This window comes from Streptomyces sp. NPDC048424 (genome assembly GCF_040651555.1).
Taxonomy (GTDB): domain Bacteria; phylum Actinomycetota; class Actinomycetes; order Streptomycetales; family Streptomycetaceae; genus Streptomyces.
The window spans coordinates 200,806-221,421 of sequence record NZ_JBEZKE010000014.1 but is presented as its reverse complement, the minus strand read 5'-3'; the positions used below and the strand labels follow the sequence as shown (position 1 = coordinate 221,421).

Below are 20,616 nucleotides of genomic sequence, written 5' to 3'. Positions count from 1 at the left end.
CCGGTTGGGGCGGGGTCGGGTGTGTGTCGGGGTGATCCCCGCAGGGCGCCGAACGCCTCGGGGCTCCGCTCTCCGACCCCCCGCCACGTTCGGCGCCCGAGGAGACACCCCGGCGCGCGCCCGACCCCGTCACAACCGGCCCCCACCACACCCCGCCCAAGCGGCGCAGCCGACCGGCGCCCGACCCCGGCACAACCGGCCCCCGCCGCACCCCGCCCAAGCGGCGCAGCCAACCCGCGCAGCCAACCCGCGCGCCACCGGTCCGGCCTCGCGCAGGCGAGGTAGCGTCGGATCCCCCTCCGCCGGTGGCCGAAACTCGCGCTTGCCACACCACTTAGGCATACCTAACCATTGGCTCGCTCCGCTTCCACATCTCGGCACGACTTCGGGACCCGTCCCCAACCGAAGGAGCCTCCCCCCGTGAACACACGTCTCCACCATGCCCAGCCCTACGCCCTCGGCCTGTTCCGGATCGTCATCGGACTGCTGTTCGCCTCGCACGGCGCCGCCTCGCTCTTCGGCGTCCTCGGCGGCGCCCACGGCGGCGGCACGGTCGCCACCGGCACCTGGCCGGGGTGGTACGCCGCCGCGATCCAGCTGGTCGCCGGCGTCCTGGTCCTGCTGGGCCTCGGCACCCGGTCGGCCGCCTTCGTCGCCTCCGGGTCGATGGCGTACGCCTACTTCACCGTGCACCAGCCCGGTGCGCTCTGGCCGCTGCAGAACGGCGGCGAGGCCTCCGCGATGTTCTGCTGGGGCTTCCTCCTGCTGGTCTTCACCGGTCCCGGCGCCCTCGCCGTGGACGGACTGTTCGCCTCCCGCCCGGCCACGTCCTCCGGCCGCCGGGACGAAGCCCGCACGGAGACCGTAACCGCCTGAGGAATCGTTCCTCCGCCCCGCCACCGTCCCCTCCGGCGGCACCGTCACCGTCACCCGCTCCGGCGCCCGGGCCGGCCCCTCATCGGGGCGGCGCGACCAGCCCCATCTCGTAGGCCGTGATGACGAGTTGGACCCGGTCCCGGGCGCCGAGCTTGGTGAACAGACGCGACACGTGCGATTTGGCCGTGGCGGCCGAGATGAACAACTCCTCGGCTATCTCGCCGTTCGAGCGGCCCCGCCCCACCAGGGTGAGGACCTCCCGCTCCCGCTCGGTGATACCGGCGACGGACCGCAGGACCGGCTCCGGCGCCGCGGGCCCCGGCCGCCGGACGAAGTCCGCGATCAGCCGGCGCGTCACACCCGGCGCGATCAGGGCGTCTCCGGCGGCGACGATCCTGATCGCCGCGAGGATCTCCTCCAGGGCCATGTCCTTCACGGCGAACCCGCTCGCCCCGGCGCGCAGCGCCCCGTAGACGTGGTCGTCCTCGTCGAAGGTGGTCAGGACGAGGATCCTGACGGACTCGGTCCCACCGGTCCCGTCGGTCCCGCCGGTCCCGCCCGGACCGGCGCCCTCGGTGATCAGCCTGGTGGCCTCGATCCCGTCCATGCCCGGCATCCGGATGTCCATCACGACCACGTCGGGGCGCAGTTCCGCGGCGAGGCGCACCGCCTCCGAGCCCGTACCGGCCTCGCCGACGACCTCCAGGTCGACGGTGTCCGCGATCAGCACGCGCAGGCCGGAGCGGACCAACGGCTGGTCGTCCACGAGCAGTACGCGGACCGGCCGCGCGGGAGCCCCGGTCATCGGGCCTCACCCTCGCCCCCGGCCACCGCTGCCGGCGCACTGACGGGCACCGACGCCGGCGCGGGCAGCGGCAGGGCCGCCTCGACCCGGAAACCACCGCCGGGACGGGCCCCGGCACTGAACCGGCCGTGCAGCAGACTCACCCGCTCGCGCATCCCGGTGATGCCGAATCCCGTGCTCCCGATGCCCTCGGGCGTTCCCCGCCCGTCGTCGACGACCTCCACGGTCAGCTCCTGTTCCCCGTATCCGATGGTGACCCGGCAGTGCCCGGTGCCGGCGTGGCGCACCACGTTGGTCAGCGCCTCCTGCACGATGCGGTACGCCGACAGATCGATGTCGGAGGGGAGTTGGCGCTCCTCCCCCTCCCGCCGTACGTCGACCCGCACTCCGGCGGCGGCGGTCGTGGCCACCAGGGCGCCGAGCTCCGCGAGGCCCGGGGCGGGGCCGAGCGGTGCCTGCTCGTGGGGCCCGTCCGGCTGCGCCTGGCGGAGCGCGACCAGCGTACGACGAAGGCCCGACAGGGTCTCGCGGCTGATGGCCTCGATGGCCCGCAGGGAGGCGCGGGCCTCCGCCGGCTGCGTCTCGATGACCCGGCTGCCCACACCGGCCTGGATGGCGATCACGCCGACGCTGTGGGCGACCATGTCGTGCAACTCGCGTGCGATGCGCAGCCGTTCCGCGGTCACCGCCTCGGAGACCTCCTTCGTCCGCAGTTCCACCGTGTGTTCCCGGCGCTCGCGGAACCGCAGGCCGGTCATGTAGACGGCTCCCAGGGAAAGGGAGCCGATCAGGCCGCTGCTCATCATGTCGTAGGGCCCGATCGACAGCAGTCCGACGGCCGGGAGCTCAATGACGACGACCATGGCGGTGGCGATGAGCCTGTCCCGCCGGGAGCGGGTGGCGACGATGAAGCCGAGCGCGAGGTCCGCGGCCATGAACACCAGGAACCGGCCCGGGCTATGGTCCCTGCTGGATCCCGCGACGAGCACGCCCCCGAGGAGTGTCAGGGTCAGCGCGACCAGGGGCCGACGTCGCAGGAGTCCGTAGAGCGGGGTGACGGCGAGCAGCAGCACCGCCCCCTGGAGCGGCCCGGCCGCGTCCGGGACCCCGCCGATCAGCAGGCCCGGGATGAGGAGGTAGAGGGCGGCTCCGCCCCATGCCGCGAGGGCCGACGGCGGCTTCGGCGCGGGGCCGTCGGCGCCCTGCACTCGCTGGTCGTCCTGCACTCGCTGGTCGGCGCTCTCGGCGCGCTTCGCGGTCTTCGCGCTCTTCGCGTTCGTGGGTGGGGTGTCCATGCCGCGACGGTAACCGGCGTACCCGCGTGCGGACATCGGCCCCCGGGCTTACGCCCCCGGGTGGTGGCTCCCCCCGCGCTTGCCGCCGACGGCCCGATGCCCGCGGGCCGGGTCTCCCGGCAGGGTGAGCCGTGTGATCGAGGTCAAGGAACTCACCAAGATGCACGGCGGCAGGGCCGCCGTCGACCGGCTGTCCCTCACGGCCGGGCCGGGGACCGTCACGGCGGTCCTCGGCCCCGCCGGCGCCGGCAAGACCAGCGCGCTGCGCCTGATCCTGGGGCTGGACTCCCCCACGGCGGGCACGGTCACCGTCTGCGGAGTCCCGCCGCGCGGCCGCCCGCGGAGCCCGCACCAGGTCGGGTCCCTGCCCGAGCAGGCCGCGCTGCCCGGCCGGCGCACCGCGAGGGCGTTCCTGCGGGCACTGGCCCGCGAGCACGGCATCGGGTCCGGCCGGGTGGCTGAAGTCCTCGCGGAGACGGGCCTGTCGCGGGAGCCGCGGCGGCGCGTGGCGACGTACTCCCCCGCGATGCGGCAGCGGTTGCGCATCGCCGCCGCGCTTCTGGGGGATCCGCCCGTGCTGGTGCTGGACGAGCCGCTGGCCGGTCTGGACGCCGAAGGGGTGCGGTGGGCCCGCCGGCTCCTGCGCGCGCTGGCCGCGCAGGGCCGTACGGTCGCGATCACCGGCGAGCGCGCCGCGGAGGCGGCGGACACCGCCGACCGGATCGTCGTCCTCGGGCGGGGCCGGGTGGTCGCCGCGCAGTCCGTGGACGAGTTCGCCGCGCGGGGCACGGCGGCACGGGTCGTGGTCGGTACTCCGCGCTGCGCCGAGCTGGCCGCCGTACTGGCGGGCGAGGGCGCCACGGTCGTCCGGGCCCGCCTGTCAGGGGCCGGGCGGCTCGCCGTGACGGGCATGACGGCGGAACGCGTCGGCGCGCTCGCCACCGAGCACGGCATCGTGGTGCTCGAACTCGACACCCGCAGGCCCTCGTTGGAGGAGGTGCTGGACGAGCTCGCGGCCGGCGGCCGGGGGGACGGTCGCCCCGGCGGGGACGATCACGGGCCGGGTCGGGAGATAGCCTGAGCGCATGGACGAACTGGGCGGGGTGGAGATCGTCGGCTTCGCGGACGCCGAGGCGTTCGAGGGCTGGCTCGCCGAGCACCACACGCGGCACGAGGGCGTGTGGATCAAGGTGGCCAAGAAGAAGTCCGGCATCCCGTCGGTCACCGATGACGAGTTGGTCGACATCGGGCTGTGCTACGGCTGGATCTCCGGCCAGCGGCGCGCCCTCGATGAGCGCCACTACCTGCAGAAGTACGTGCCGCGCCGTCCCAAGAGCCTGTGGTCGCGGGTGAACGTGGACAAGGTGGCGGCGCTGACGGCCGCGGGGCGGATGCGCGAACCGGGGCTCGCCGAGGTGCGCAGGGCGCAGGCGGACGGCCGGTGGGCGAGCGCCTACGCGTCGCAGAAGGCGGCGGCGGTGCCGCCCGATCTCGCGGCGGCCCTCGACGCGCACCCCGAAGCCCGGAAGGCGTTCGAGGCGCTGGACAAGACCGGGCGCTACCAGCTGATCCTGCCGCTGCTCCAGGCTCTCACTCCGGAGAGCCGGAAGGCCCGGCTCGACAAGGCCCTGCGCGCCCTGACCGGGGACAGGACCTAGGCCCCGTCCGGGGAATACTGCACGGGAAAAGGCGTCAGGCCCGGCCTCCCCGGGGGAAGCCAGGCCTGACGGAAACCGGAGCCGAAGGTCAGGACTCCTGTCCGCGGGCCTTCTCGGCCCGCTCCGCGTTCTTCTCCTTGATCCGGACCGCTTCCTTGCGGACCTCGGCCTGGGTGGCGCGCTCCTTCTGCAGCCACTCGGGGGATTCCTGCTTCAGCGCTTCGATCTGCTCGGTGGTGAGGGGCTCGGTGACTCCTCCGCGGGCGAGGCCGGCGATGGACACGCCCAGCTTGGCCGCGACCACCGGCCGGGGGTGCGGACCGTTGCGGCGCAGCTCCTGCAGCCACTCGGGCGGATCGGCCTGGAGCGCACTCAATTCGTTGCGCGAGACGACACCCTCCTGGAACTCAGCGGGGGTGGCCTCGAGGTACACGCCCAGCTTCTTCGCCGCGGTCGCGGGCTTCATCGTCTGGGTGTTCTGGTGCGACGTCATGGTGTCAAGAGTATCGAGCGTGTGCGCTACCTCCGACCACGACGGGTAACCTGGCGGGGTGACAGGCTCGGAAGTACCCCATTCGTTCCGGCTCGCTTATGTCCCGGGGGTGACACCCAGCAAGTGGGTGCGGATCTGGAACGAGCGGCTGCCGGACGTCCCGCTGACCCTTGTCGCGGTGTCCCCCGGCGAGGCGTTCGGCGTACTGCGGGAGGGCGGCGCCGACGCGGGATTCGTCCGGCTGCCCGTCGACCGTACGGACCTCAGCGCGATCCCGCTGTACACCGAGACCACGGTGGTGGTGATCCCCAAGGACCACCTGATGGCGGCGACCGAAGAGGTGTCCACCGAGGACCTGGCCGACGAGATCGTGCTGCATCCCCTCGACGACACCCTCGTGTGGGAGCAGCTGCCCGGACGGCCCGCGATCGAGCGCCCCGCGACGACGGCGGACGCGATCGAGCTGGTGGCGGCCGGGATCGGCGTGCTGGTCGTTCCGCAGTCGCTGGCCCGTCTGCACCACCGCAAGGACCTCACCTACCGGCCGGTCCCGGACGCGCCCGAGTCGCGCGTCGCGCTGTCGTGGCCGCAGGAGGAGACCACCGATCTGGTGGAGGAGTTCATCGGGATCGTCCGCGGCCGGACCGTGAACAGCACGCGGGGGCGCCCTCCGACGCCGCCGCAGCCGAAGGCGAAGCGCAAGCGTCCCGAGACGGGATCGGGCTCCGGCGCCCAGCGGAAGACCGCGTCCGGCAAGGCCACGGGCAAGAACCCCCGGGGTGGCTCCGGCGGCGCCAAGGCGGGCAAGGGCGGCAAGAGCGGCAAGCCCCGCCGCAGGCCGTAGGCCGGCGAGGAACCGGAACGGCCGGCGAGGCTCCGGAAGGCCGGCAGGGCACGGAAGCTCCGTCGAGGGCACGGAAGCGCCCGCGAGGACCCGGGAAGGGCCGGCCACGGCCTGTCGTCCGGCCCGATCCGACCGACCAGCCCGTGGCCCCGACGGCCTGGCCTCGGGGATCCGGATCGCCTCGCGGTGTATGCAGGTGGGATGGATCTCCGGCCGGCACGCCCCCCTCACCACCGAGCCCTGCGGGTCAGCCACGCACAGCTGGCGGTCCCGTTCGCGCTGATCGCCCTCGTGACGCTGGTCGACGTCCTCGCTCCGCCGGACGTCCACCTCGGGCCGTTCCTGGTCGCCGCACCGGCGGTGACGGCCTCGTTCGCGGGTCCCTGGATGACGGGCTTCGTGGGCCTGATCGCCGTGCTGGCCCAGGTGGTCGTCGCGATGGCGCGCACCAGCCTGACCGATCTGAACCACACCTTTCAGATCATCGCGCTCGTCATGATCTCGGGGTTCGTGACGTTCTTCGCCCACCTGCGCGAGGTGCACGAGAAGGAGCTGGTCCAGCTGCGCTCGGTGGCGGAGACCGCCCAGGAGGTGGTCCTGCGGCCGCTGCGCGACCGGATGGGGCCGCTGAGCGTCGCTTCCGTGTACCTCGCGGCGGCGGCCGAGGCCCAGATCGGCGGCGACCTGTACGCGGCGGCCCGTACGGCCACGGGGACGCGGCTGATCATCGGTGACGTCCGCGGCAAGGGCCTGGAGGCGGTCGGGGACGCCGCGCTCGTACTCGGCGCCTTCCGGGCCGCCGCCCACCAGGAGGCCGAGCTGCCGGGCCTGGTGAACTACCTGGAGGCGGCGCTCTCCCCGGACCTGGACGGCTCGGAGGACGACGGCCCCGGCGGCGTACCGGGCGAGGGCGGCGAGAGCTTCGTGACCGCGGCCGTCCTGGACGTCCCCGACGCGGAACCGGTCCTGCACCTGGTCAGCTGCGGCCATCCGCCGCCGCTCCTCCTGCCCCGCGCCGGCGGGGTGGTGCGCCTGGAGGTGTCCCAGCCCGGGCCGCCCCTGGGCCTCGCCGGGCTCGTGGCCGCGCCCGTCACGGCGCAGACCTTCGCCTTCGCGGCGGGTGACGTCCTGCTCCTCTACACGGACGGCGTTCTGGAGGCGCGTGACCGGGAGGGCGCCTTCTACCCCCTCGCGGAGCGCGTGGCCGCCTGCTCCGGCATGCACCCGCGGGCGCTGCTCGACCACCTGTGCCGGGACCTGCTCGCGCACGCGACCGGCAACACGCTGGGCGACGACGCGGCGATGGTGGCGATCGAACGACCCCTGTAGGAGTCGAACGGGCCCCTGCGGGAACGGGATCGGGGTTTGCCAGAATCGGATCATGCTGACCATCGGAACGATCGTCATGGGCGCCGAGGACGTACGGCGCGCCACGGAATTCTGGAGCCGGGCACTCGGCTACGTCCCGCGCGACGGCGAGGTGGACGAGGGCTGGACCGTCCTGGTCCCCGCGGACGGCGGCGGGCCCGGCCTGGCGCTGGGCCGCAGCGTCACGCCCGTACAGGAACGCCCGCGCGTCCACCTCGACCTGTACGTGGCCGACGCGGCGGAGCAGGCGGCGGAGGTGGCGCGCCTGGTGTCGCTGGGTGCCCGGCACGTCGACTGGGACTCCTACCCCGAGGACCCCGACTTCATCGTGCTGGCCGACCCCGAGGGCAACCGGTTCTGCGTGATCGACACCACCCACGGCTGATCGCCGAACGGCGGCCCCGACAACCCGCTTCCTGATCCCCCTCTTGTCCCTGCCTTAAGTGGAACCTAAGACTCACCGGGGGCGCGCCGAAACGAACGAATGTCCGTTTCGGTGCGGCTAGCGTGCTGCCGCATACCCCAACTCCCCGGTAACACAGAGGCAGGCACGCGATGGGCAGCACAGTCGGGCACCGGCGCAGGACGAGCCGCAAGGCGAAGATCACGGGAGCGGTCGTGGCGGCGGCCGTGATCGCAGGCGCGGCCTTCGCCTTCACCGGAACCGCCCAGGCGGCCTCCGTCGGCGCCGTGTACACCAAGTCCAGCTCCTGGAGCGGCGGTTACACCGGCCAGTACGTCATCACCAACCACACCGGCCAGGCGCAGTCGGACTGGACGCTGCAGTTCGACCTGCCGGCGGGTACGAAGATCGACTCCCTGTGGAACGGCGCCCACACCGTCTCCGGCCGGCGGGTCACCGTGAAGCCCGCGGCCTGGAACCGGGAGCTCGCCGCCGGGGCCTCCGTCACCGTCGGCTTCGTCACCAGCGGGTCCGGCTCCCCCGGCGACCCGACCGGGTGCCTGATCAACGGGGTGAAGTGCTCCGTGGACCAGGGCGCGACGGCCCAGCCGAGCGGGCGGCCCACCGCCCGTCCCACCGTCACCGCGACCGCACCCGCGACGCCGACCGCGCCCGCCACCTCCGCCGCGCCGACGAAGACCACGGCGCCCTCCCCCACGTCGACCCCCACCACGCCCGTCCCGGCCCCCGGTGGCAGCGGTGCTCGCTTCGCCCCGTACGTGGACACCTCCCTGTACCCCGCCTACGACCTGGTCGACACCGCGACCAAGACCGGCGTGAAGGAGTTCCACCTCGCCTTCATCACCTCGGGCGGCGGCTGCGCTCCCCTGTGGGGCGGTGTCACGGACCTCGCGAGCGACAAGGTCGCGGCGCAGATCGGCGCGCTGCGCGCCAAGGGCGGTGACGTACGGGTGTCGTTCGGCGGTGCCGCAGGGCACGAACTGACGCTGAACTGTGCCACCGTGGACGAGCTGGCAGCCGCGTACGGGAAGGTCGTCGACCAGTACCGGCTCACCAAGGTGGACTTCGACATCGAGGGCGCGGCCCTGCCGGACACCGCGGCCAACGCGCGCCGTGCGCAGGCCATCGCCCGGCTGCAGAAGTCCCACCCCGGCCTGGACGTCGCCTTCACCCTGCCCGTGATGCCCGAAGGACTGACCCAGCCGGGTGTGGCGCTGCTGGCCGACGCCAAGAAGAACGGCGTGCGGGTGGACGCCGTCAACATCATGACGATGGACTACGGGCCGGCGTACAGCGGGGACATGGGGCAGTACGCGATCCAGGCCGCGACGGCCACCCAGGCCCAGCTCAAGGGTGTGCTCGGGCTCTCCGACGCGGCGGCGTGGAAGGCCGTGGCCGTCACGCCGATGATCGGCGTGAACGACGTCACGAGCGAGATCTTCACCGTCGCGGACGCGACGCAGCTGGTGGAGTTCGCGGCATCGAAGGGGATCGGCCGGCTGGCCATGTGGTCCTCGACGCGCGACAAGCAGTGTGCGGCGGGCGCCGTCAACTACGCCGATGCCACGTGCAGTTCGATCCTCCAGCAGCCGCTGGCCTTCACCAAGGCGTTCGCCGCGCTCAAGTAGCCGCGCCGAACGGCCCACGGGCCCGCCGCACATGAGGTGCGGCGGGCCCGTCACGCACTACGCGAGGATGCCGGCGCGGGCGGCGAGGTCGAGCGCCACCTCCGGCCGCGGCGCGGGGCGGCCTTCGGTGTGGCCCGGGGCCAGCAGGGCCGCCACAGCCTCCGCGTCGGCCTTGCGCTCCCGCGCCAGCGCCTCGAACCGGGCGACGGCCTCGGTCAGGTTCCGCGCACGGTCGTACGGGGCGTCGTACGCGGACACGGTGAGCTCGAGGAACTCCTCGTGCGAGCCGACCCAGGGGGCGGCCCCGTCCAGCCCGTCCTCCCTCAGCTCGTCCGGGTAGGAGATCCGGTGCCAGGCGCCGTCCTCCCACCAGTAGACGAAGCCGAAGAGGTTCCCGTCGGCGTCGTCCCTCAGGAGCTCCCAGGGCAGCCATGCGGGGCCGCCCGCCAGGAAGTCGATCTGCTCGCCGGCGGCATGGGTGTGGCTGCCGTCGGGGTCCTGGCCGCAGAACACGGCGCGTTCCCCGTCGAACACGGTCAGCCGCCACCAGCCGCCCGCGCCCGTGGAGTGGCACCACAGGCCGTCGTCGTCGAGGGAGAATTCGGTGCTGGTCGAGCATGCGGCGTCGACCATGGCCATGGTCACCGCCCTCGACCACAACTGCTCGGGGTGGTCCAGGTCTTCGGGTCGGCTCGGCGTGTGCATGGTGTGGTCTCCTCCCTGTGCCGGACACAGCCTCGCACGCCGTGCCCGCTCTTCCGAGCGCGGGCACGGTCCGGCCGCCCATCGGCCCATCAGCCGTGGTTCATCAGCCGAAATGCCGATGGCCGGGCGGGCCCGCGGGCTGGGACGCTGGTACAAGGCCGTTCGGCCCACTTCCAGCCATTCCCTCGCGAGCAGGAGCCGCTTGTCATGCTGGTCCTCGACTCTTCCCGTGCGGACACCGCGCTGGCGCGCCGCGCCGCCGTGCGCTTCCTGCAGGCCAGGTGCCCGTGGGCCGATGTGGACGACGTCCTGGTCGTGGTCAGCGAGCTGCTGGGCAACGCCGTCCGCCACACGGAGGGCGGATGGCTGCTGCGGATGGCCTGCCTGCGGGGCGCCCTCGTCGTCGAGGTCCACGACAGCAGCACCGAACGCCCGGTCCCACGGCCCGGGGACCCCGAGAACGGCGGCGGCTTCGGCTGGGGCATCGTGCAGGAGCTGACGTCGTCCCTGACGGTCCGGCCGCACGCGGCCGGCAAGGCCGTGGAGGCCGTCTGGCACCCGGCGGCGCACGCTCAGGCCGCCTGACCGACTCCTCACCAGGATATCTTGCATTTCAGGATATTCTGGCGCATATGGCTTCGCGAGAGATGACGCGTACGGCGTTCTACGTGCTGACCGCGCTGGCCGACGAGCCCCGCCACGGCTACGGCATCGTCCGGGAGACCGAGACCCTCTCCGAGGGGCAGGTCCGGCTGCGGATGGGGACGCTCTACGGGGTGCTGGACCGGCTGACGGCCGAGGGGCTCATCGAGCCCGACCGCGAGGAGGTCCACCGGGGTCGTCTGCGCAGATACCACCGCCTCACCGACAGTGGCGAGGCGGCCCTCTCCGCCGAGGCACGGCGGATGGCCTCGGGCGCGCAGACCGCCGCCCACCGGATCGCCGCCCGCCGGGCCGGCCACCCTGCCGGCCACGACCCCTTGGCGGCACCGCCCGGATCCCCCGGGTACGCCCCGTAGGACACCGAGTGGATCCCGCCACCACCCCCGCGGCCCCAACTCCCGCCCTCCTGTGCCGGGTTACCGTCCGGCCATGTCTTCGAACACACGGACCCACGCCGCCGATCCGCGCAGTCGCCGCGCCCTGCTGCGCACCGCCGTGGCGGGGACGGCGGCCGCCGGCGCGGGCCTGGCCCTCGGCTCGGCCTCTCCGGCCTCCGCCGCCGCGCGGGACGCGGACGCGGAGAGCGGCGGACGCGTCACCACGCCCGCGCAGGCGCTGCGCCGGCTGGCGGCCGGCAACCAGCGCTGGCGCACGCAGCGCCAGGAGCACCCGCACGAGTCCGCGTACCTGCGGCGCCGGCTCGTCGAGGGGCAGCAGCCGTTCGCGGTCGTGCTGGGTTGCGTGGATTCGCGGGTGCCGCCGGAGCTGGTGTTCGACCAGGGGCTGGGCGACCTGCTGACCGTACGGTCGGCGGGCGAGGTGCTCGACGAGGCGGTGCTGGGGAGCATCGCGTACGGGGTTCTGGAGCTGCGCGTACCGCTGGTGCTCGTGCTGGCCCACCAGTCGTGCGGGGCGGTGGCCGCGGCGGTCCACGCCGACGAGACGGGCGAGCCGCTCCCCGCCCACATCCGGTACCTGGCCGATCAGATACGGCCGTCCATCGATCACGGTCAGCACGGTGACGCCCGCGTCGACGCGACGGTCAACGCACACGTTCGGGAGGTCCGTCGCCGGCTCGCGGCCGAGCCCGACTTCGCCGGGAAGGTCGCGGCGGGCGAACTGGCCGTGGTCGCCGCCCGCTACGAACTGCGCGACCAGCAGGTGCGCACCCTGTCGTGACGGCGGCGGCGCGTGCGGCTCATCCCGGCGCTGTGCGCGACCGGGATGAGCCGGGCTTCACGACCGTCAGGCGTTGACGCAGACGTTGCCGGCAGCCGGGTTGAGCGCACCGATCACGTTGATGCTGTTCCCGCACAGGTTGATCGGGATGTGGATCGGGATCTGGACCACGTTGCCCGAGAGGACACCCGGCGAGCCGATCGCGGCACCCTCCGCCTTGGCGTCCGCCGACGCCGAGGACGCACCGCCGATGACCGCCAGGCTCATCACCAGGGCGAGACCCGCACTCTTCAGAACACGCGACACGTGACATCTCCTTGTAACCGCACAGCGGTGCCGGAGCACCGCGCGGCCCCGAGGGGGACCGCCCCCTTTCATTCGGCAGCTGACCGCCGCCCGACCTGGTTCAGGAGCCCGGTTCCCTCGAAGGGGTACCCCGGCAGCCCCCGTTTGGGGGCATCTGAGCCCCGTGGCCGTGGGGCCGTTCGACGGAGTCCTGTTCGACAGGGGTGGCGGCCCGGCGTCGGGGAACGGCGGATTCGACGTCCGGCAGCGGGGCAGGATGTCGCCCGTGACGGGCCCGGATCCGAGGCACGAGGAGGAGACCGCCATGTCGTCCACCCTTTCCGGCGAACCAGACGGTACGGCCGCCCTGTTGGTCAATCCGCGCGGCCAGTACCTGCTGCACCTGCGCGACGCGAACAAGCCCCACATCTGCGACCCGGGGACGTGGAGCATCCCGGGAGGCGGCCGCGAGGGGAACGAGACCTCGCGGGAGGCGATCGCGCGGGAGCTGAAGGAGGAGACCGGGCTGACGGTAGCGCTGGAACCGTTCACGGTCGTCGACTGCCATGGACCCGGCGGCACCACCGGCCGGATCCAGGTCTACGTCGGCGCCTGGGACGGTGATGCCGACGCCCTTCCACTCAGCGAGGGGATCATGCTGCGCTGGTTCGACGCCGGTACGACCGCGCACCTGACGATGTGCCGGTGGACGCAGCAGGTGATCGACCAGCACCGGGCGCAGGTGGACCGGGCGGAACCGGGCCGCACGTCGGCCGCGGCGCCCGCCGGGAAACCGGGCGGCGGGGCCCTCCTCAACATCGTCGGGGCCCACCTCTACCTGGAGCGCGACGGCCGCGTCCTGCTCGGACTGCGCCACCCCGACTCGGCGTTCGGCGCCTCGCACCACCACTTCCTGGCCGGGCACTGCGAGCAGGAGTCCGCGGTCGCCTGCCTGATCCGCGAAGCGCGTGAGGAAGCCGGACTGTTGCTGCGGGCCGAGGACGTCGAGCTCACGCACGTCGTGCACCTGATCGATCCCCCGGGTTCGCGGCCGCGCCTGCAGCTGGTCTTCCGCGCGCACCGGTGGGAGGGGACGGAGGAGGTCCTCGAGCCGGAGAAGTGCGTCAGCTGGGACTGGTGGCCGGCGGACGCGCTGCCGGAGCCGATGGTGCCGTACGCCCGGGCGGCGATCGAGGGCATCCGGGCGGGGCGCCTCTACACCGAGATGGGCTGGCTGTGACCGCCGGCGGGCACCCGGGAGCGGTCGGCCGGTACACCCTCCCGGTGGACGTGCACCTGATCCTGCGCCGTGACGGCGAGCGGGGGCCGGAGGTCCTGCTGTCGCGGCGGGCGGGTCCGGTCTACGCGGCCGGGATGTGGCACCTGCCCTCCGGGCACCTCGACGGCCCGCACGAGGACGTGGTCGAGGCCGTGGTCCGCGAAGCCCGGGAGGAGACGGGCGTCCTCATCGCCCTCGGGGACGTGGCCTCGGCGGTGACCGTCCATCACCGCGGCCCCCGGGGCCACGCCCGGCTCGGCCTGTTCTTCGAGGTCAGGCGGTGGACGGGGGCGCCGGAGGTGCGGGAGCCGGAGGTGTGCGACGCGATGGGCTGGTACCGGCTCGACGACCTGCCCGAGCCGATCATCGCGTACTGCCGCGCCGGCCTCGACGCGTACGCGGCCGGGCGGCCGGCGGCCGTGCACTTCCAGCACCTCGGCGATCCGATCCCCTACCGGCCCGACGGCCCGCGGCGCACGAGGCTCCTGGACGGAGCGGGGCCCGAGGGCCCCTGACCCGTCACCGCAGGTCGGCGGCGACCTGCCGCTGGGACAGGGACACGGTGCGGCGTACGCGGTCGGCCTCGGTGATGACCACCTTCATCCTGTCGCCGACCTGCACACGGTCCTCCGGGGATTCCACGGGCTCCCCCGCGAACTCCCGGAGGTGGACCAGGCCCTCGATGCCGTCGGCGACCTCGACGAACACCCCGAACGGCACCAGCTTGGTGACCTTCCCGTCGATGACCTGCCCCGCGGTGACGCCGTCGGCGAACAGCGGAAACGGGTCCGGCTGCATCGCCCTCAGGGAGAGCCTGGCCTCTCCGTTCCACGTGTCGAACTGGAGGAACTCGCACACGACGCGCTGCCCGACCTCAACGATCTCCGAAGCGTCTTCGAAGCGCACCCAGGACAGCTCGGGGATGCCGATGAAGCCGACTCCGGGGTGGACCGGGTGCCCGGGGCCGTCGTCCAGCGCCACGAACACCCCGAACGGCCTGATCGCCGCGACCGTCCCGGCCAACACCTGCCCCGGCTCCAGCAGTTCCAGGAACGACCAGAGTTCCGGGTTCTCGGCGGCATTCATCGCACTCATGCCCCCAAGGCTCTCACCGAGGTGTCCACGCGCAGGACGATCTTGCCCTCAAGGCGCCCCCGGGCGACGTGCCGGTCTGCCCGGGCCGCGCGACGGGCGCACCCGGAACCACAGATGCCAGCAGAATTGAATCCCTGCCTCGCAGGTGCACCAGTGATTGACTGATTCTCCTCTTGAATGATTGACTGATCTCAGGCGCTCGCTCCCCGACTGCTTGGCGGCTCTCGCGGTCACGGCGGGCGTGACGCAAGGAAGCCCCTGCATGCCGATCGCGGTGTTCGGCACGCAGGGGCTCCTTCATGCCGCCATGGCTCGAACGTAAGGAGTGGTCGATGGCAGTCGTCGTCCTGCAGCACGCGCCGGCGGGAGCTCCCTCCGCCGTGGGTGCGGCCCTGGAAGCGGCCCGGCTGGACATCCGCGTCTACCGGGCGGGCGAGGGCGATCTGCCCGCGGACCTCACCGGGGTCGACGCCGTCGTGGTGACGGGCACGGCCGCGCGGATCCGGTCCGGCGAGAGCGCCCCCTCCCGCGATGCCGAGCTGGAGCTGTTGCGCGGCGCCCTGGCGACGGAGGTGCCCGTGCTCGGCCTCGGCCTGGGCGCGGAGCTGCTCGCCGAGGCCGCCGACGCGGGGGCGCCGCAGCACACCGAGCACCCTGGCCGGAGGCCCGTACGCACCGCGCCGGTGTCGGGCTCGGATCCGCTGTTCGCCGGTATCGCACCGGAAGACCACCACCGCGTCCACGCTTTCCGCATCGGCGCCAGCGCCTGGGGCCTGCCCCTCCCCCTCGAGGAGCGCTGGTGGGGGCTGCTGCCGGCCCGGTTCGCCGAGCTGGTCGCCGGCCGCTCCGAGCACACCGCCACCCGCGCGTTCTTCACCCGGCGTGCGGACGCCTGGGAGGAGCGTTTCGCCTACCAGACCCCGGCGTACGAGGCCGCCGTCGCCCGCATGGGCCTGCGCCGCGGGCAGACCGCGGTCGACGTCGGCTGCGGTACCGGGCGGGCCATGCCGGCCCTGCGCGCGCACGTGGGCGACGAGGGCACGGTGCTCGGGCTCGACGTCACCCACGCGATGCTCACGGCGGCCGCCCGCATCGGCCGTGCCGCCACCGGCCGGCTCCTCCTCGCCGACTGCGCCAGGCTGCCGCTGCGCCCCTCGTCGGTGCACGGCGTCTTCGCGGCTGGACTCCTCGACCACCTCCCGCGCCCGCGCACCGCCCTGCGGGAATGGGCGCGCGTCAGCGCACCGGACGGCTCCCTCCTGCTGTTCCACCCGGCGGGCCGGGCCGAGCGCGCCGCCCGCCACGGGCGGCCCCTCAGCCCGGAGGACCCGCTCGCCGAGCCCAACCTCCGGCCGATGCTCGACGCCACGGGCTGGCGGCTGACGACGTACGACGACGCGGAACAGCACTTCCTCGCCCGCGCCGTCCTCGCGCGCTGACCGCCCCGACGTCCTCGGCATCCCGGCGGCTTGTTCGTCCCCGCCGATGGGCCGTCGTCAGGTGTCCTTCTTGGCCAGGAACCTGCGCAGCCGGGTCAGCGGCCAGGTGTTGATGACGTCGTCCGCGGTCAGCCAGCCGCGCTGCGCGGTCGCCACCCCGTAGCGCATGTACGGCAGATGCGTGGTGGCGTGCGCGTCGGAGTTCACGGCGAACTTCACGCCGTACCGCTTCGCGCGCAGGATGTCCTCGTCGCGCAGGTCGAGCCGTTCGGGGTGCGCGTTGACCTCCAGCGCGGTGCCCGCCCGCGCGCAGGCTTCGAAGACCGCGTCGAAGTCGGCGTCGATGCCCGGGCGTTTGCCGATCCGGCGGGTCGTGGGGTGGCCGATGACGGCGACGTGCGGGTTCTCGCAGGCGCGGATGAGGCGGCGGGTGAGTTCGCTCCTGCTCTGGTTGAAGTGGGAGTGCACGGAGGCCACGCAGATGTCGAACTCCGCGAGGAACTCGTCGGGCCAGTCGAGGGCGCCGTCCGGGCCGATGTTGAGCTCCGTGCCGTGCAGCAGCCGCATCTTGTGGTGCGCGCCGTCCAGTTCCCGTACGCGCTCGCGCTGGGCGAGGATCTTCTCGCTGGTCATGCGCTGCATGGACAGGTTCGGGGCGTGGTCGGTCACCGCGTAGTACGCGTAGCCGAGGGCGGCAGCGGCGGCGACCATGTCCTCCAGCGGGGCCAGGCCGTCGGTGAGGTCGGTGTGGGTGTGCAGATCGCCGCGGACGTCCTTGTCCGTGAGGAGGGCCGGGAGTTCGCCGCGCAGCCCGGCCGCGATCTCGCCGCGGTCCTCGCGCAGGGTCGGGGGGATCCAGGGCAGTCCCAGCCGGGCGTATACCGCTTCCTCGGTACCGGAGGTGAGGTTCTCGCCGCTCTCGGCGTCGAAGAGTCCGTACTCGGAGAGCTTGAGGCCCTGGCGCACGGCGAGTTCGCGGGTGCGGATGTTGTGCGCCTTGGATCCGGTGAAGTACTGCAGCCCCGCGCCCCAGGAGGCGGGCGGTAGGACGCGCAGGTCCACCTGGAGGCCGGTGGCGGTCCGTACGGAGGTCTTCTTCTGCCCGTGCGCGATGACCTCGGCCGTCTGCGGGAGGGCGATGAGCGCCTCCATGAACGGAGCCGGCCGGCCGGCCGCCACCAGGACGTCGACGTCGCCGATGGTCTCCCTCATGCGGCGCAGGGACCCCGCGTACGTGCACCGGACGCAGCCGGGGATCTCCGACAGCGCGGCGACGAGCTGCTCGGCGACGTCCATGGCCGCGCTGACGAGGATCCGCCCCTCGCCGGCGGCCTGGAGCACCGAGATGCCGTGCAGGATGTTGTCCTCGGTCCGCTCGCCGAAGCCCTTCAGGTCGCGCAGCCGTTCCTGCCCGATGGCCTCGACCAGCTGGTCCACGGAGCCGATGCCCAGCTCCTCGTACAGCACCATGGCCTTGCGGGGACCGAGTCCCGGGATCGCGACCAGCTCGCGCACTCCGGCCGGTACGTCGGCCCGGGCCTCGTCGACCACGGTCATGCGGCCGGTCCGCAGGTACTCGATGATCTTGTCGGCGACCGATCTGCCGACGTGGGGGATCTCGCGCAGGCCCTTGGCGTCGAGCGTGGACACGTCCTGCGGGTGGCCCCCGACGGCCCGGGCGGCCTTCTCGTAGGCGCGCGCCCTGAAGGCCTCCCCGCCCCGGATCGCGATGAGGTCCGCGTACTCCTGGAGGAGTGCCTCGACCTGGTCGTTGGCTCGGGCCATGCCTCCAGGGTGCCCCGCGGGCCGCGCGCGGGCACGTCGGGCGGCCCCGGCACGGGGTCACAGCATGACGTGCTTGGCCTGGGTGTAGTCCAGGAGGCCGGACAGGGAGAGGTCGCTGCCGTAGCCGGAGTGCTTGACCCCGCCGTGGGGCATCTCGGAGACGGTGGTGCCGTGCGTGTTCACCCAGACGATGCCGGTGTGCAGGGCGCGGGTGGCGCGCATGGCGCGGTCGTGGTCGGTGGTCCACACGCTCGCGGCCAGGCCGAAGCGGACGGCGTTGGCCAGGTGCAGGGCCTCGGTCTCGTCGGCGAAGGGCTGGACGGTCACCACCGGGCCGAAGGTCTCCTCCTGCACGATCTCGTCGTCCTGGCGGACGCCGGCGACGACGGTGGCCTCGTGGAAGAAGCCGGGGCGGGGCGGCCGGCCGCCACCGGTGACGATCTCGGCGTGGGTCGGTAGCCGGTCCAGCAGGGCCCGTACCGATGCGAGTTGGGCCGCGTTGTTGAGGGGCCCGAAGTCGACTCCGGTACGGAGCTTGGCCGCTTCGGCGGCGAAGGCCGCGAGGAAGGCGTCGTGGATCCGGCGGTGGACGAGGAGCCGGGTGGGTGCGGTGCAGTCCTGGCCGGCGTTGTAGTAGGCGACCGCGGCGAGGGCGGCGGCGGTGGCCGCCACGTCCACGTCCTCGTGGACCAGGACGGGCGCGTTGCCGCCCAGTTCCAGGTGGACCCGTTTGAGCCCGGCGGCCGCGGCCGCCGCGATCTCCCGGCCGGCCCGGACGCTGCCGGTGACGGCGATCAGGGCGACGTCCGGGTGGGCGGTCAGGGCCCGGCCGGTGTCGCGGTCCCCGCAGACCACGTTGAGCACCCCCGGCGGCAGGTGGTCGGCGGCGAGCCGGGCCAGGAGCACGGCGGAGGAGGGGGTGGTGTCGGCGGGCTTGAGCACGGTGGTGTTCCCCGCGGCGATCGCCGGGGCGATCTTCCAGGCGGCCATCATCAGGGGGTAGTTCCAGGGGGTGATCTGGGCGCAGACGCCGACCGGTTCCCGGCGCAGGAGGGAGGTGCGGCCCTCGGTGTACTCGGCCGCGGCGGCGCCCGGGAGGTTGCGTGCCGCGCCGGCGAAGTAGCGGACGGCGTCCGCGATCGCGGGCAGTTCCTCGGTGCGGAACTGCTCCGGCGGTTTGCCGGTGTCCGCGGTCTCGGCGGCGGTGAGGGCGTCCGCGTGTGCCTCGATGGCGTCGGCGATGCCGAGCAGTGCGCGCTGGCGGGCGGCCGGGGTGCTGGTGGACCAGTGCGCGTACGCCGTGGCCGCCGCGGCGCAGGCCGCGTCCGTGTCGGCGGGGCCGGAGCGCGGGGCGTGGCCGTGCACCCGGCCGGTGGCGGGGTCGGTCAGGGCCATGGTCGCGCCCGAGGCGGCGGGGCGGTCCGCTCCCCCGATGTGGTTGAGCAGGGGGTCAGCCACGGCGCAGCGCCTCCTCGGCGGCGGCGCGTCCGGTGCGGACGGCGCCTTCCATGTATCCGGCCACCCACTGGTCGGATCCGCAGACGTAGAAGGGTGGTTCGTGGGTGCCGTGCCGGGGGCCGACGGCCATGACGTCGCCGGGGGTCCACTGGGTGACGTACCCCTGGGTCCAGGGGTCGGTGCCCCACAGGCGCAGGTACGAGGCGAGCGGCCGGTGGGCCTCGTCTCCGTAGAGGCGGGCGATGTCGGCGAGCAGTTCGGTGGGGCGCAGCGGGGCGGGTGTGCCGAGGAGGACGCCGTAGCGTTCGGGCGGGACGAGGGCGGACAGGATGCCCTCGCTCTGCGGCCAGGTGCTGCCGAGGACCCCCTCGCATTCGGAGAGGCCGCTGAGGCCGCGCTCGCGCCAGAAGGGGCGCTCGTACGCGGCGGTGAACTTGGCGGCGAGGGCGTGGCGTTGGCGGTGCAGGGAGGCGAGGCGTTCGTCGGACACTCCGGTGACGGCGACCGAGCGGAGCGGGCCGACGGGGAGGGCGCTGACGACGGCGCCGGCGGTCAGGGTCTCGCCGCCGGCGAGGCGTACGGTGCAGGGGCCGGGCCGGCGGATCGCGACCGCCTCGACGGGTGAGCCCGTACGGATCCGTCCGGCGAGCCCCTCGGCCATGCGCAGGGCCACGGTCGCCGATCCCTCGGCGACCCGCAGGCCCTCCCAGGCCTCGTACTCGTAGTGGCCGGTGGCGGGTACGGCGGCGTGCTTGCGGAGGGCGGCGAGCAGGGAGGTCCGTTCGCAGGAGCCGTCGGCGAGGGCGAGTTGGCCGATCTCCCAGAGGCGTACGACGGCCGGGGTGGCGCCCTGGGCGCGCAGCCAGTCGCCGACGGACAGCAGGTCGAGGGCGGTGGCTTCGGGGTGCGACCAGGGGTCGGCCGGGTCCACGGTCTCGGCGAGCGCGGTGAAGGCGGCGGTGACCTTGGCGTGGCAGGTGGCGTCGCCGGGGCCGAACCAGTGGGGCGGGTCCGCGGCGGAGACCCCTTCGGGGGTGGCGCGGACGAGGGCGCCGGGTTCGGCGACGTAGCTGGGCACCAGGGTGAGGCCCAGTTCCGAGGCCAGCGTGGTGTAGGCGGTGTGGGCCCGGCCGGCCACCTCCCCGCCGAGCTGGACCAGCCGGCCGTCGGGGAGGGTGGTCTGTTCGACGCGTCCGCCGACCCGGTCTCGGGCTTCGACGACGAGGACGTCGGCCCCGCCCGCGGCCAGGTCGCGGGCGGCGGCGAGACCCGCCAGTCCGGCGCCCAGCACGATGACGTCGTGGTTCATGGAGGTGCTTCCTTCGGTCGGTACCGGG

22 protein-coding genes are annotated in these 20,616 nt (G+C 73.6%); 13 read left to right on the top strand and 9 right to left on the bottom strand.

What is annotated here, in order from left to right; translation table 11 throughout:
- Positions 1–420: 420 nt before the first annotated feature.
- On the top strand, positions 421–876 hold the full coding sequence (locus AB0D29_RS21725) for a DoxX family protein (protein WP_362856336.1): 456 nt from the start codon (positions 421–423) through the stop codon (positions 874–876).
- A gap of 79 nt (positions 877–955) precedes the next feature.
- Here AB0D29_RS21725 and AB0D29_RS21720 read toward each other — a convergent pair whose 3' ends face one another.
- The gene (locus AB0D29_RS21720) at positions 956–1,681 is read right to left on the bottom strand and encodes a response regulator transcription factor (RefSeq protein ID WP_362856334.1); all 726 of its coding nucleotides are present in this window, start codon (positions 1,679–1,681) and stop codon (positions 956–958) included.
- On the bottom strand, positions 1,678–2,976 hold the full coding sequence (locus tag AB0D29_RS21715; RefSeq protein ID WP_362856332.1) for a sensor histidine kinase: 1,299 nt from the start codon (positions 2,974–2,976) through the stop codon (positions 1,678–1,680). The genes AB0D29_RS21720 and AB0D29_RS21715 overlap by 4 nt, the downstream gene beginning before the upstream one ends.
- Before the next feature lie 133 nt (positions 2,977–3,109).
- On the opposite strand from AB0D29_RS21715, the gene AB0D29_RS21710 reads away from it, so the two are divergent.
- Both AB0D29_RS21710 and AB0D29_RS21705 read left to right on the top strand, forming a co-directional pair.
- Positions 3,110–4,057 carry an ATP-binding cassette domain-containing protein gene (locus tag AB0D29_RS21710; RefSeq protein WP_362856330.1) on the top strand — a complete coding sequence of 316 codons (948 nt, stop codon included), beginning with the start codon at positions 3,110–3,112 and terminating at the stop codon, positions 4,055–4,057.
- Positions 4,058–4,061: 4 nt separating this feature from the next.
- The gene (locus AB0D29_RS21705; protein ID WP_362856328.1) at positions 4,062–4,634 is read left to right on the top strand and encodes a YdeI/OmpD-associated family protein; all 573 of its coding nucleotides are present in this window, start codon (positions 4,062–4,064) and stop codon (positions 4,632–4,634) included.
- An 88-nt stretch (positions 4,635–4,722) separates the two neighbouring features.
- Here AB0D29_RS21705 and AB0D29_RS21700 read toward each other — a convergent pair whose 3' ends face one another.
- Positions 4,723–5,127: a DUF5997 family protein gene (locus AB0D29_RS21700; RefSeq protein WP_362856326.1), complete on the bottom strand. Its 405-nt coding sequence runs from the start codon at positions 5,125–5,127 to the stop codon at positions 4,723–4,725.
- 58 nt (positions 5,128–5,185) lie between these two features.
- Here AB0D29_RS21700 and AB0D29_RS21695 point away from each other — a divergent pair, with 58 nt between their 5' ends.
- The 4 genes from AB0D29_RS21695 (at position 5,186) to AB0D29_RS21680 (ending at position 9,391) form a co-directional block, all read left to right on the top strand.
- A complete protein-coding gene (locus AB0D29_RS21695; protein WP_362856324.1) occupies positions 5,186–5,971 on the top strand; it encodes a LysR family substrate-binding domain-containing protein in 786 nt (261 codons plus the stop codon).
- A 201-nt stretch (positions 5,972–6,172) separates the two neighbouring features.
- Positions 6,173–7,300: a PP2C family protein-serine/threonine phosphatase gene (locus AB0D29_RS21690; protein WP_362856322.1), complete on the top strand. Its 1,128-nt coding sequence runs from the start codon at positions 6,173–6,175 to the stop codon at positions 7,298–7,300.
- Positions 7,301–7,352: 52 nt separating this feature from the next.
- A complete protein-coding gene (locus AB0D29_RS21685; RefSeq protein ID WP_362856320.1) occupies positions 7,353–7,724 on the top strand; it encodes a VOC family protein in 372 nt (123 codons plus the stop codon).
- A gap of 170 nt (positions 7,725–7,894) precedes the next feature.
- Entirely contained in the window at positions 7,895–9,391 is a 1,497-nt protein-coding gene (locus tag AB0D29_RS21680) for a cellulose binding domain-containing protein (protein ID WP_362856318.1), read from the top strand.
- 57 nt (positions 9,392–9,448) lie between these two features.
- Here the strand turns inward: AB0D29_RS21680 and AB0D29_RS21675 are convergent, their stop codons facing one another.
- On the bottom strand, positions 9,449–10,096 hold the full coding sequence (locus AB0D29_RS21675; protein ID WP_362856316.1) for a hypothetical protein: 648 nt from the start codon (positions 10,094–10,096) through the stop codon (positions 9,449–9,451).
- Positions 10,097–10,303: 207 nt separating this feature from the next.
- On the opposite strand from AB0D29_RS21675, the gene AB0D29_RS21670 reads away from it, so the two are divergent.
- From AB0D29_RS21670 to AB0D29_RS21660, 3 genes are all read left to right on the top strand, one after another.
- Positions 10,304–10,681 carry an ATP-binding protein gene (locus tag AB0D29_RS21670; RefSeq protein ID WP_362856314.1) on the top strand — a complete coding sequence of 126 codons (378 nt, stop codon included), beginning with the start codon at positions 10,304–10,306 and terminating at the stop codon, positions 10,679–10,681.
- A 62-nt stretch (positions 10,682–10,743) separates the two neighbouring features.
- On the top strand, positions 10,744–11,115 hold the full coding sequence (locus tag AB0D29_RS21665; RefSeq protein WP_362856357.1) for a PadR family transcriptional regulator: 372 nt from the start codon (positions 10,744–10,746) through the stop codon (positions 11,113–11,115).
- A gap of 73 nt (positions 11,116–11,188) precedes the next feature.
- Positions 11,189–11,938, top strand: a complete 750-nt coding sequence (locus tag AB0D29_RS21660) for a carbonic anhydrase (protein WP_362856312.1) — start codon at positions 11,189–11,191, stop codon at positions 11,936–11,938.
- Positions 11,939–12,004: 66 nt separating this feature from the next.
- On the opposite strand, the gene AB0D29_RS21655 is transcribed toward AB0D29_RS21660, so the two are convergent.
- The gene (locus AB0D29_RS21655; protein ID WP_362856310.1) at positions 12,005–12,244 is read right to left on the bottom strand and encodes a chaplin; all 240 of its coding nucleotides are present in this window, start codon (positions 12,242–12,244) and stop codon (positions 12,005–12,007) included.
- Between the two features lie 304 nt (positions 12,245–12,548).
- On the opposite strand from AB0D29_RS21655, the gene AB0D29_RS21650 reads away from it, so the two are divergent.
- Both AB0D29_RS21650 and AB0D29_RS21645 read left to right on the top strand, forming a co-directional pair.
- Complete coding sequence (locus AB0D29_RS21650; protein ID WP_362856308.1) at positions 12,549–13,463, top strand: NUDIX domain-containing protein; 915 nt, start codon at positions 12,549–12,551, stop codon at positions 13,461–13,463.
- Complete coding sequence (locus tag AB0D29_RS21645) at positions 13,460–14,017, top strand: NUDIX domain-containing protein (protein ID WP_362856306.1); 558 nt, start codon at positions 13,460–13,462, stop codon at positions 14,015–14,017. Before AB0D29_RS21650 ends, AB0D29_RS21645 begins: the two co-directional genes overlap by 4 nt.
- 4 nt (positions 14,018–14,021) lie before the next feature.
- Here AB0D29_RS21645 and AB0D29_RS21640 read toward each other — a convergent pair whose 3' ends face one another.
- Positions 14,022–14,597, bottom strand: a complete 576-nt coding sequence (locus tag AB0D29_RS21640) for a S1 RNA-binding domain-containing protein (protein WP_362856304.1) — start codon at positions 14,595–14,597, stop codon at positions 14,022–14,024.
- Between the two features lie 332 nt (positions 14,598–14,929).
- Between AB0D29_RS21640 and AB0D29_RS21635 the strand changes: the two genes are divergently transcribed.
- Positions 14,930–16,036 carry a methyltransferase domain-containing protein gene (locus tag AB0D29_RS21635; RefSeq protein ID WP_362856302.1) on the top strand — a complete coding sequence of 369 codons (1,107 nt, stop codon included), beginning with the start codon at positions 14,930–14,932 and terminating at the stop codon, positions 16,034–16,036.
- 57 nt (positions 16,037–16,093) lie between these two features.
- Here AB0D29_RS21635 and polX read toward each other — a convergent pair whose 3' ends face one another.
- Genes polX through AB0D29_RS21620 form a run of 3 tightly spaced genes read right to left on the bottom strand, consistent with a single transcriptional unit; the run spans position 16,094 to position 20,588 of the window.
- Positions 16,094–17,821, bottom strand: a complete 1,728-nt coding sequence (gene polX / locus AB0D29_RS21630) for a DNA polymerase/3'-5' exonuclease PolX (protein ID WP_362856300.1) — start codon at positions 17,819–17,821, stop codon at positions 16,094–16,096.
- Between the two features lie 57 nt (positions 17,822–17,878).
- On the bottom strand, positions 17,879–19,216 hold the full coding sequence (locus AB0D29_RS21625) for an aldehyde dehydrogenase family protein (RefSeq protein WP_362856355.1): 1,338 nt from the start codon (positions 19,214–19,216) through the stop codon (positions 17,879–17,881).
- A gap of 55 nt (positions 19,217–19,271) precedes the next feature.
- Positions 19,272–20,588, bottom strand: coding sequence for an NAD(P)/FAD-dependent oxidoreductase (locus AB0D29_RS21620; RefSeq protein ID WP_362856298.1), 1,317 nt, complete (start codon positions 20,586–20,588; stop codon positions 19,272–19,274).
- Between the last annotated feature and the right edge of the window lie 28 nt (positions 20,589–20,616).